The 10,638-nt window shown below is 68.0% G+C and carries 8 protein-coding genes; 4 read left to right on the forward strand and 4 right to left on the reverse strand.

Features of this window, described 5'->3' with window-relative positions; all coding sequences use genetic code 11:
- On the forward strand, positions 1-926 hold a 926-nt coding region (locus F3J15_RS35815; protein ID WP_166897283.1), incomplete at its 5' end, for a cytochrome P450.
- Between the two features lie 15 nt (positions 927-941).
- Here the strand turns inward: F3J15_RS35815 and F3J15_RS35820 are convergent.
- Both F3J15_RS35820 and F3J15_RS35825 read right to left on the reverse strand, forming a co-directional pair.
- On the reverse strand, positions 942-1,268 hold the full coding sequence (locus tag F3J15_RS35820) for a superinfection immunity protein (protein ID WP_011354384.1): 327 nt from the start codon (positions 1,266-1,268) through the stop codon (positions 942-944).
- A 101-nt stretch (positions 1,269-1,369) separates the two neighbouring features.
- Positions 1,370-1,789, reverse strand: a complete 420-nt coding sequence (locus tag F3J15_RS35825) for a rhodanese-like domain-containing protein (protein ID WP_069252181.1) — start codon at positions 1,787-1,789, stop codon at positions 1,370-1,372.
- Between the two features lie 110 nt (positions 1,790-1,899).
- Here F3J15_RS35825 and ftrA point away from each other — a divergent pair, with 110 nt between their 5' ends.
- Complete coding sequence (gene ftrA / locus F3J15_RS35830; protein ID WP_089485305.1) at positions 1,900-2,874, forward strand: transcriptional regulator FtrA; 975 nt, start codon at positions 1,900-1,902, stop codon at positions 2,872-2,874.
- Positions 2,875-2,965: 91 nt separating this feature from the next.
- Positions 2,966-5,392, forward strand: coding sequence for a DKNYY domain-containing protein (locus tag F3J15_RS35835; protein WP_166897286.1), 2,427 nt, complete (start codon positions 2,966-2,968; stop codon positions 5,390-5,392).
- A gap of 202 nt (positions 5,393-5,594) precedes the next feature.
- Here the strand turns inward: F3J15_RS35835 and F3J15_RS35840 are convergent, their stop codons facing one another.
- Together F3J15_RS35840 and adiC are read right to left on the reverse strand one after the other, a co-directional pair.
- The gene (locus tag F3J15_RS35840) at positions 5,595-7,934 is read right to left on the reverse strand and encodes an Orn/Lys/Arg decarboxylase N-terminal domain-containing protein (protein ID WP_166897290.1); all 2,340 of its coding nucleotides are present in this window, start codon (positions 7,932-7,934) and stop codon (positions 5,595-5,597) included.
- Between the two features lie 3 nt (positions 7,935-7,937).
- Positions 7,938-9,470, reverse strand: coding sequence for an arginine/agmatine antiporter (adiC, locus tag F3J15_RS35845; RefSeq protein ID WP_166897293.1), 1,533 nt, complete (start codon positions 9,468-9,470; stop codon positions 7,938-7,940).
- 430 nt (positions 9,471-9,900) lie between these two features.
- Here adiC and F3J15_RS35850 point away from each other — a divergent pair.
- A partial coding sequence (locus F3J15_RS35850; RefSeq protein WP_166897296.1) for a nitronate monooxygenase occupies positions 9,901-10,638 on the forward strand: 738 nt, incomplete at its 3' end.

Here is a 10,638-nt window from a genome sequence, read left to right on the forward strand (position 1 = left end):
ATGGCGCGTTGCGGCACGACGTGCCGAAGCAGGCGCTGCGCACGGCGTTCGCGCCGATCGACACGGCGGCGCTGCGCGACCGTGCCGCGCGGATTGCCGCGCGGCGCTTGCCGGCGCCGGGCGATGCCGGCGCGCTGAACGCGTGGTGCATGACGGTGCCCGTTTGCGCGGTTGCCGATCTGCTCGGCTTCGACGAGACCCAACTCGACGGTATCGCGGCGCAGGTCGTCGATTTCGTCGCCGCGCTGTCGCCGTTGTCGGATGCCGCGGCACTGGCCCGCGCGAGCGACGCTGCGCGAGCGCTGCTCGACCGGATGACGGAGCGCGTTGCGCAGACGCATGCGCACGACGGCACGCTCGTTGCCGCCGTGCAGCAGGCGGCCCGCGCGGCGGGCTGGCAGGCGAGCGGCGCGCTGGTCGCGAATCTCGTCGGGCTGTTGTCGCAGACCTGCGAGGCGACCGCCGCGTGGCTCGGCAATACGCTGGTGGCGTGGAACGGGGAAGCGGGGGCGAGCGCCGCGCGCGTCACGCCGGACGATGCCGCGCTCGACGCATTCGTTGCCGAAGTCGGGCGCTTCGATTCACCGGTGCAGAACACGCGCCGCTTCGTCGCATCGCGCACGGTGATCGAAGGCGTGACCGTCGAAGCCGGCGATGCGATTCTCGTCGTGCTCGCCGCCGCGAACCGCGACCCGGCCGTGCATCGGGACCCGCAACGGTTCATGCCCGAGCGCGCGGCCGGGCCGAATTTCGGCTTCGGCACGGGGCCGCACGGTTGCCCGGGCGAGCGGATCGCGCGGGCGGTGACGGCGGGGGCGTTCGGGGCTTGGTTGCGTGCGGGCGGCGTACCGCCGCACGACGGGCTGGTGTGGGACTACCGCGCGTCGACCAACGTCAGGATGCCGAAGTTCGACGCGTCACGCTGAAGGGGAAAGAGGGACTTAACGGCAACCTTGTTTCTCCGCCCATTGCTCCTGGGCGGCAACGCGGCGCTGCACGCGTTCGACGAGGCCGGTCGAGAAGGTCCGCATGCTGATGCCGCGGCGCTTCGCGAGGATCGTCTGCGCGACATCGGTGCGCGGGTTCGGCTGGCAGGCCCAGTACAGCGTCATCAGCCAGCCGATGCCGGTCCATCCGAACAGCGCGTTGAACATCGCGACCGTCAGCTTGTCGTGCCGGCCACGCCGGTCGGCAATGACCGCCGGCAGAAAATAGATCGCGATCGCGGCCACCGAACCGGCCACTTGAATCAGGACTGCGTTCTGCATGTTGCTGCTCCATCCGAACTGCAATGGGACTGATTGTCGCGCTTTTTCCGTATGCGTGCAGGCCGTGGTCCAGCAATTGATTGTTGCGTTTTTAATGACGATCAGCCGGCTTCGGCGTCCGCCGGCTGCACTTCGTTGCTCAGTGCGAAACCTTCGTCGAGCCAGCCCGTCACACCGCCGATCATCAGCTTGACCGGCCGGCCGAGGCGCGCGAGCTGGATCGCCGCGCGCGCGGCGCCGTTGCAGTGCGGGCCCGCGCAGTAGACGACGAACAGCGTGCCGGCCGGATAGCCGGCGAGCTTGCTCTCGATGATCTTGCGGCGCGGCAGGTTGCGCGCGCCGGGCACGTGGCCGGCGGCGAACTGATCGGGGCCGCGCACGTCGAGCAGCACGAAATCGGGCGTGCCCGATGCGAGCGCGTCGTGCACGTCCCAGCAATCGGTCTCGAAGCGCAGCGACGCCTCGAAATGCGCGAGGGCGGCGGGGCTGTCGGCGGCGGGCACGTCGGTGACGTAGGACATGGCAGGTTCTCCTGAAGATTGCGCGGAACGCGGTGGAATGAGGGGCAGTATCGCGGTTCGGCGCGTTTCGCGGCAGTGGCGCGATCGACAAGTTCCGGTAACATCACGCCATGCACAATCATCTCGTCGTCGCGCTCGCCTACGATCGACTCTGCACGTTCGAATTCGGCTGCGTGGTCGAACTGTTCGCCCTCGAACGCCCCGAGCTCGGGGTCGACTGGTATCGCTTCGCGGTCTGCGCGAGCGAGCCGGGGCCCGTGCGCGCGGCGGGCGGCATCACGGTCGCCGCGCCGTATCGGCTCGCGACGCTCGATCGCGCCGACACCATCGTGATCCCCGGCTGGCGCGATCCGGACGAACTGCCGCCGGAGCCGTTGCTGAAGAAGCTGCGGGCCGCGCATCGCCGCGGCGCGCGGCTCTGCTCGATCTGTTCGGGCGTGTTCGTGCTGGCCGCGGCCGGCGTGCTCGACGGCCTCACGGTGACGACCCACTGGCGCTATGCGGAGAAACTGCAGGCGCGCTATCCGGCGCTGCGCGTGAATCCCGATGCGCTGTACGTCGACGAAGGGCAGGTGATCACGTCGGCCGGATCGGCGGCGGGGCTCGACATGCTGCTGCATCTCGTGCGCCGCGATCATGGCGGCGCGATCGCGAACCGCGTCGCGCAGCGCCTCGTGCTGCCGCCGCATCGTGACGGCGGGCAGGCGCAGTTCGTGCCGCGCCCGGTCGCGCCGGGCGGCACCGACCGGCTCGCGAAGCTGATCGACTGGATGCGCGCGCACGCGGCCGAGCCGCACACGCTTGCGTCGCTCGCCGCGCAGGCCGCGATGAGCACGCGCACGCTGCAGCGTCAGTTCGCGGACGCGACGGGGATGTCGCCGCTCGCGTGGCTGATCCGCGAACGCGTGAATGTCGCGAAGGACATGCTCGAAGCGCATCCCGCGCTGTCGCTCGCGCAGGTCGCGGCGCGCGCGGGGTTCGGTTCCGAGGAATCGCTGCGCCGGCATTTCCGGCGCGTCGCGGCGACGAGCCCGGCCGCGTACCGGCGCGGGATGAGTCGTGGCGTAAGATCGCAGGACGCTTGAGCGCCGCGCATCCGCGCGGTGGCGGCTTTCGTACCCGGCGGCGCATCGCCTGCCCGGGGCATTCCGGACGAAAGCGGAATAGACCAACAACATGACACTCAGAGAGAACCTCGGATTCGGCTTCACGCGCGATGCCGCGCACGTGTACTGCCATGACGAGCCGTTGCGGGACCGTGCCGGCAACCTCATCGACGGCATCGTGATCGACGGCTTCCGGCCGTTGTCCCAGTATCTGGCGACGGACGGCGTGCGTGCGTACGCGTGCACGTTCACGTGGTTGCGCTTCACCGTGCTCGACGTCGATGCCGCGACGTTTCGACGGCTGGACGAATCGCATGCCATCGACGCGAACCATGTCTACTTCCAGAACCGCAAGCTTGCCGGTGCGTCGCCCGCGAGCTTCCGGCTGCTGAACGATGCATGGGGGCACGACGATCGCTACCTGTATCACTACGGCAAGCGCATGCGCGGCGCGGATCCCGCGACGCTGCGGTGGGTCGGCGCGTATCTGGTCGATGCGCAGCGGGTCTGGTATGGCGGACGGGCGCTCGAAGGCGCCGATGCGGCGAGCTTCGTCAGCGCGGCCGATGTCGCGCAGGATCTCGCGACCGACCGAGTGCGGCCTTATCAATACGGGCACGCGATCGATCCTGGCCCGCGCGAGAAGTGGGAACGCGACTGGTCGCCGTTTTTTGCCGCACGCCCCGAACTGCAAGGCTACTGGTGGCACACGCTGGTCGGGCAGGCTGCGGCAGACACGCCGGAGAAAGAACTTGGCGGCGGGTACCGGGTAGTCGGTGACCAGGTGTATCTGCACGACCTGCCGCTGCTCGAACCGGATGCGGCGACGGTCCGGTGGCTCGGCGATTCGTTCATCGCCGACCGGTCGCGACTCTATTCGTACTCGGATTACCACACCGGATTTCTTCGCGGCGGCCCGCTGCCGGGCGATCCCGCTCAGTGGCGACATCTGGCCGGGCCGTGGTATCAGGCCGGCGACCATTGCTATCTGAAGCAGTGGCGCGGTCATGCGGAAGCCGCGAAAGTCGACGGAAATACATTCGAAGTCCTGAACGATATCTATGCGAAGGATCGCAATGGCGTGCTGTGCATGCTGGTCCGCAAGCGCGGCATCGATCCTGCCCGGGTCGAAGCGATCGGCGACCATCATCTGCGCGACGGCGGCCGCTTGTTCTATTTCGGCAAGGAAGTGAAGGCGCGGTTCGACGGCGCGAGCGCCGAATTCGTCGGGCACGGCTTCCTGCGCGACGGGCAGGGGCGGTTGCTGCACGGCAACCAGCCGTATCGCCGCGGTGTCGATGGCGCGACGCTCACGTTTCTTTCCGAGTATTTCGCGCGCGATCGTGCGCGGGTCTACGTCTATTGCAACGGTGCCGAACTCGTGCCGCTGCCGGGTGTCGATCCGGCCGCCTTTCGTCTCGAACAGCCCGATGTCGGCACGGACGGCAGCCGTCGATATGTCTATCAGGCGTGGCTTGCTGCGTGGCGCGCCCGGCATCGAACGCCGATGCCCGACTACGTGCCGCCGGATTACGTGGCGCCCGAAGCGGGCGCGCAGGCCGAAGCCGCTCCGGTGCCGGAATCGGTATCGGCGCATGAAGCGTCGCGGTCGCCGCTTGCCGGGGCGGTTGCGGCCCGTCGTGCGTGCGTGCTCGAATGGACGCGCGACGGCACGGGTGACGTGCGCCTGGTCGTTGCCGGCGAAGGATTCTGCGACATCTGGGATCTTGCGCGGCGACGGGTGGTCGCGTCGTTCGAACTGCCGCGTCCGTTCGTGCCGGACGAAGCGCAAGCGACTGCCACGGACGGACTGCGCAACGTGCCGGTGAGCGCATCGGCCGATGCGGCGCTGTCGACGCTGATCGTCGCGTACTGGGACAACACGGCGCTTTACCGGGTCGACGCCGCGAACGGTGCCGCGGACGTGTGCTGGCGCGCCGAAAGCCGGTACGACTATCTGGAGCGGGTTCATCTGTCGCCCGACGCGCGCGAAGCGTGGGTGCGCATCCGCAACCGGCTCTACCGGGTGCCGCTCGCCGGCGGCGGCACGCTCGACGTGCTCGATTACGACATGGCCGACGTGCGCTTTCAGGATGCGCCGTTCGCGGTGAGCGCGGGCCGGCATCGCCGTGCATTCGCCCGGGATGCCGCGCTGACGGTGCGAACGGATGGCGAAGCCGATTGCGAATTGCCGGGCGCGGACAATGGCTTCCCCTGCGCGTTTTCCGACGACGGTGCCCGCGTGCTGGCGCGCGACGCGAAATGCGTGTTGCGTGAGTTCGATGTCGGCAGCGGCAGGCGGCTCGCGTTGCATCGTGGCGGCTGGTGCGAGCGCAGATGGTTCAAGAGCCAGGCCGGTTGGATCGGCGGTCGCCTCGTGTTTGCCGGCCTGCCGATGGGCGGGCGGGGCGAGGTCGACATCTGGGATGTGCTCGACAACCGGCTGCTGTTTCGCATCGAGGCCGCGGTACGCGTGCCCGAGCCGGACGCGGGCTGACAAGGTCGCGGCGCTGCGGCAGGTCGTTCGCGGGAAGCGCGCCGGGAGATTCCGAAACCGATGCGAGCAACCGACGCGATCGCGCCGCGGTACGACGCATGCATCGGCCAACCCGACGACAATCGCGCAGCGCAGGCGGCCGGTTACCGGCGCAACCGGCCGCCTGAACCGAACGGCCGCATGCACCGCGGCCGGCGCATGCTCAGCGCGTGCGGGTATCGTGCGCCTTCTGCTTGATGCACGCGATGCGATACACGCCATCCTCGACCTCGACACCGTGCGTGTCGTGCGTGAAGCCGGGGAAGCGCAGGTCGTACTGCTCGAGCGCCTTCAGGTAGCCGAGCAGCGGGCCGTCGGCCGGCCCCGCGTTCTCGCCGGGCATCAGCAGCGGAATGCCGGGCGGATAGGGCACGACGCCCGTCGCGACGGTGCGGCCTTCCATCTCCGCGAGCTCCAGCATCTCGATGTCGTTGTGCACCAGATGCTCGAACGCCTCGGCCGGGCTGTAGTCGGGCTTCGGCAGCGTCGAGAAGCCGCGCGACATCATCTCGGTCGTCTTCAGGTCGCTCATCGCGCTGAACATCAGGTCGCACAGGTCGCGCAGGCCGAGCTTGCCATAGCGTTCCGGATAGCGCGCGACGAGTTCGGGCAGCGCCTGTTCGAGCGGCGCGTTCGCATCGTAGTCGCGCTTGAAGTCGAGCAGCGTGTTGACCAGCGTGCCCCACTTGCCCTTCGTCACGCCGAGCGAGAACAGGAACAGGATCGTGAAGTCGGTCGTCTTCTCGACGACGATCCCGTGCCGGTCGAGATACGCGGTGACGACCGACGCCGGAATGCCGACCGGCATCAGCCCGCCGTGCGAGGCGACACCCGGCGTGACGATCGACACCTTGATCGGGTCGAGCATGCAGTAGTCGTCCTCGATATCGCCGAAGCCGTGCCACGTGTCGCCCGGATGCAGCACCCAGCACGACGGATCGGTGGCGAGCAGCGTCTCGTCCGCTTCGTGGAAGCGCACGCGCCGGCCCGTCTTGCGATCGACGACGCTATCGGGCTGCCAGCCGTTGAAGAACCAGTCGTTGTTCTCCGCGCATTCCGTATGCAGGCGCGCCAGCATCTGGCGGAAAGCGACGGCCTCGCGGATCGCGTCGGTGGTCAGCGCCTCGCCGCCGGGGCCGTCCATCATCGCGGCGCTCACGTCGTTCGACGCGATGATCGCGTAGTTCGGCGACGTCGACGCATGCATCATGTACGCCTCGTTGAAGCGGGCGTGCTCGATCGGGTTACGGCCGTCGCGGACATGAATGAACGATGCCTGCGACAGCGCGGCGAGCAGCTTGTGCGTCGATTGCGTCGCGAACACGGTCGGCTTGCTCGCATCGTGTTGCGACGGATCGCCGTGCATCGCGTGACGGTCGCGATAGATCGGGTTGAAGCGCGCGTAGCCGTACCATGCCTCGTCGAAATGCAATCGATCGACGCTCTGGCCGAGCAGTGCCTCGACGCGCGCGACGTTGTAGCAGAGGCCGTCGTACGTCGAGTTCGTGATCAGCGCATGCACGGGCGTCGGGTCGATGCCGTCGCGGCCGCGCACGAGCGGGTTCGCGTCGATCGCGAGGCGCACGGCGGCGGCCGTCAGCCGCTCGGGCATGATCGGCCCGATGATCCCGTAGTGGTTGCGCGACGGAATCAGGTAGGTCGGAATCGCGCCCGACATCGTCATCGCGTGCTCGGCCGACTTGTGGCAGTTGCGGTCGCACAGCGCGACCTGGTTGCGCGTGACGCTCGCCATCAGGATCACGCGGTTCGACATCGACGAGCCGTTCGTCACGTGATACGTGCGATGCGCGCCGAACACGCGCGCCGCATAGCGTTCGCTTTCACCGATCGGGCCCGAGTGATCGAGCAGCGAGCCGAGTTCGCCGACCGAGATCGACAGGTCGGAGCGGAACAGCGATTCGCCGAAGAATTCGAAGTACGCGCGGCCGACCGGCGATTTCAGGAACGCGGTGCCGCCCGTGTGGCCGGGCGTGTGCCACGAGTATTCGTACACGCGCGAGAACTTCGCGAGTGCGCGGAACATCGGCGGCAGCACGGTTTCGCGGTAGCGCTCGATCGCGGCCACGATGCGGCCGCCGATGAACGCGGTGGTGTCCTCCAGCATCCAGATGAAGTCGTCGGCCTTGCGCATCGCGTCGACCGGAATCGCGGACGCACTCGCGCGGCTCGCGAGCAGGAACACGGGCACGGTCGCATTGCGTGCGCGCATCGCGTCGAGCACGGCCTGCGCGGGTGCGTGGTCGGCGTCGTTGCCGAGTTCCCAGTTGAGCAGCAGGCACTGGATCGCCGGATCGGCCGCGACCACCGCGCACGCATCGTCGGCGGACGTCGCGATCACGACGTCGACGAGCCGCGTGCGCAGTTCCTCGGCAAGCGCCGTCGCGGCGCGCCCGGTGGCCGTGCGTTCGTCGATGTCGTGCTGCACGAGCAGCGCCTTCATGCCGAGGCGGCGGAAGGCCGGTTGGGTCAAGGAAGTCGTCATGTGTCAATCCCCCGTTTGCTGGGTTGCCTGGACGCTCGCGGCAACGGCCGGCGAGCGCGCGTGAAGGGTGTCGGCCTGGTGACGGCCCACGGAGATCCAGAAGGTGGCGGCGAGCGCGGCGATGGTCACGCCGAGTGCGAGATAGCGCACCCAGCGCGGCGAGCGGCCGCCCGGATGGATATGGGTTTCCTCGATCTCGCGCTGGCGGTTGATCGACAGCTCGTAGAAGACGATCGTCGCGACGACGAAGATCAGCGACCAGCGCGTTTGCTGGCCATCGGAGCCGACCATCGCCCACAGCGCGTAGACGGCGCCGATCAGACCGACGATCGTGTAGAACGTGAACTGGTGCGACGGCATCTTGCCGTAGCCGAGCACCTTGATCGCGATGCACGAGTAGATGTACGGCAGCAGCGTCATGATCACGGCGATCGACGCGATCTTGCCGAACTGTTCGCTCGCGCTCGGCGACATCGTCGCGAGCACCTGCACCGACATGATCAGCGCGACGATCGCGAGGCCGGCGGACGGCACGTTCTTCGAGTTCACGCGCGCGAACACGCCGGCGAACAGGCCGTCGTCGGCGGCCGCCTTCGCGGTCTGGCCGACCAGCAGCGTCCAGCCCGCGAGCGAGCCGAGGCAGCCGAGCGCCGCGCAGATCGCGACCGCGTTCGCGGCCGACTCGCCGAGCGCGAGGCGCGCGGCATCCGCGAACGGCGCGCTCGATGCGAGCAGCGCCTTGTTCGGGATCATCCCCATGATCACGGTCGAGCTCAGCACGTAGCAGACAGCCGCGAGCACGACCCCGCCGACGGTCGCGATCGGCACGTTGCGCGACGGGTTCTCGACGACACCGGCCGATACCGACGCACTCTCGACGCCGATGAACGCCCACAGCGTGAAGTTCAGCGTCGCGCCGATCGCGCTGAAGCTGTTGGTGCCCGACACGTTCCAGCCGGCGAAGTACACGTCCTTGCTGAACCAGAACCAGCCGAACACGGCCATCCCGAGGATCGGCACGAGCGCGAAGATCGTCGTGACCGACTGCACGCGGCCGACGACGTTCGGCCCGAGGATGTTCGCGTACGTGAACAGCCAGATCACGAAGATCTGCGCGAGCGCGAACACGAGCGGGTCCTTCAGGACCGGGAAGAAATGCGTGAGGTAGCCGAGGCCGGCAACCGCGAGGCCGACGTTGCCGAGCACGTTCGCGAGCCAGTAGATCAGGTTGGTCTGGTAGCCCATGTACGGGCCGAACGACTTGCGCGCATACGCGTACGGGCCGCCGGCGGCCGGGTCGATCGCGGCGAGCTTCGCGAACACGAGCGCGAGCGACACGGCGCCGACGACGGTGATCAGCCAGCCGAAGATCGCGATGCCGCCGGTGGCGGCGAGGTTCGCGGGCAGCATGAAGACGCCGGAGCCCATCATGTTGCCCGCGACCATCAGCGTGGCGGGAATGACGCCGATTTTCGGCGCGGAAGCCGCGGCCGATGGGGCGGCGGCGCGGGGGGAGGACGAGCTGGCATCGGACATGCGACGCTCCTTGACGAGACGTGTTGCGGTTGAAGTGGCGCGGCGTGGCGCCGGTTGACGATTCCGGCATGAATCGTCGTTTTATTTAACGTTTTCATGTTATCGCCTTGGTGGTTTTTAATAAGGGTAAACGCCGGTATTTAATAACTTGAATATTGATGAATGTCATTGAAACCAGTGAATCGGTGTTTGAGTTTGGGTGTGGGCGGTCCGTGCAGAAAGGATCTGGGCGTTTTCGTTGGTCTCGGCCATGGATGGTGAGATCACGCTGCTGAAGCTGTCGTGGATAATCGTTTTTCCCGAATCGGTTAAATCAATTCGTGACGTAAATGCCGCCGCAATCGGGGTTCAGGTTTGTCGGTTAATATCGAGCGCATCAAACGCGCGCCGCCGGCGCGCGACCACCGCTTCTTCCCCGACGACGATTCCGATGACGACGCTGCCTTCCCGTTTGCCGCTGATCCAGGCCCCGATGGTCGGTTCGCTGAGCCCGCTCGCGATCGCGGTGTGCGAAGCCGGCGGGCTCGGCTCGCTCGCGTGCGCGGCGCTCGGCCCGCAGCAACTGCGCGACGAGATCGCGGCGATTCGTGCACGCACGTGCGCGCCGTTCAACGTGAACTTCTTCTGCCATACGCCGCCGGCCCCCGACGCCGAGGTCGATGCACGCTGGCGCGCGGCGCTCGCCGGTTATTACGCGGAAGCCGGTCTCGATCCGGCCGACGTGAAGGGCGGCCCCGGCCGCGCGCCGTTCGACGATGCGATGTGCGCGGTCGTCGAGGAACTGCGCCCGGCCGTCGTCAGCTTCCATTTCGGGTTGCCGGATGATGCGTTGCTCGAGCGCGTGCGGCGTACGGGCGCGTGGGTCGTGTCGTCCGCGACGACCGTCGAGGAAGCGCGCTGGCTCGATGCGCGCGGCGTCGATGCGATCGTCGCGCAGGGCGCGGAGGCCGGCGGCCATCGCGGGATGTTCCTGACCGACGACATCCATGCGCAACCGGGCTTGTTCGCGCTGCTGCCGCAGATCGTCGGCGCGGTGCGCGCCCCGGTGATCGCGGCCGGCGCGATCGCCGACGGACGCGGCATCGCGGCTGCGTTCGCGCTCGGCGCGCGCGCGGTGCAGATCGGCACGGGCTACCTGCTGACGCCGCAGGCCGGCCGCTCCGCGCAG

Source organism: Burkholderia sp. Ap-955, from assembly GCF_011753045.1.
Taxonomy (GTDB): Bacteria; Pseudomonadota; Gammaproteobacteria; order Burkholderiales; family Burkholderiaceae; genus Burkholderia; species Burkholderia lata_D.

Excerpts from the sequence above, each read along its gene's own strand:
- F3J15_RS35820 (WP_011354384.1), bottom strand. The coding sequence starts at position 1,268 with ATGCAGAACGCAGTCCTGATTCAAGTGGCCGGTTCGGTGGCCGCGATC.
- F3J15_RS35840 (WP_166897290.1), bottom strand. The coding sequence starts at position 7,934 with ATGACGACTTCCTTGACCCAACCGGCCTTCCGCCGCCTCGGCATGAAG.
- ftrA (WP_089485305.1), top strand. The coding sequence starts at position 1,900 with ATGCACAATCATCTCGTCGTCGCGCTCGCCTACGATCGACTCTGCACG.
- adiC (WP_166897293.1), bottom strand. The coding sequence starts at position 9,470 with ATGTCCGATGCCAGCTCGTCCTCCCCCCGCGCCGCCGCCCCATCGGCC.
- F3J15_RS35825 (WP_069252181.1), bottom strand. The coding sequence starts at position 1,789 with ATGTCCTACGTCACCGACGTGCCCGCCGCCGACAGCCCCGCCGCCCTC.
- F3J15_RS35835 (WP_166897286.1), top strand. The coding sequence starts at position 2,966 with ATGACACTCAGAGAGAACCTCGGATTCGGCTTCACGCGCGATGCCGCG.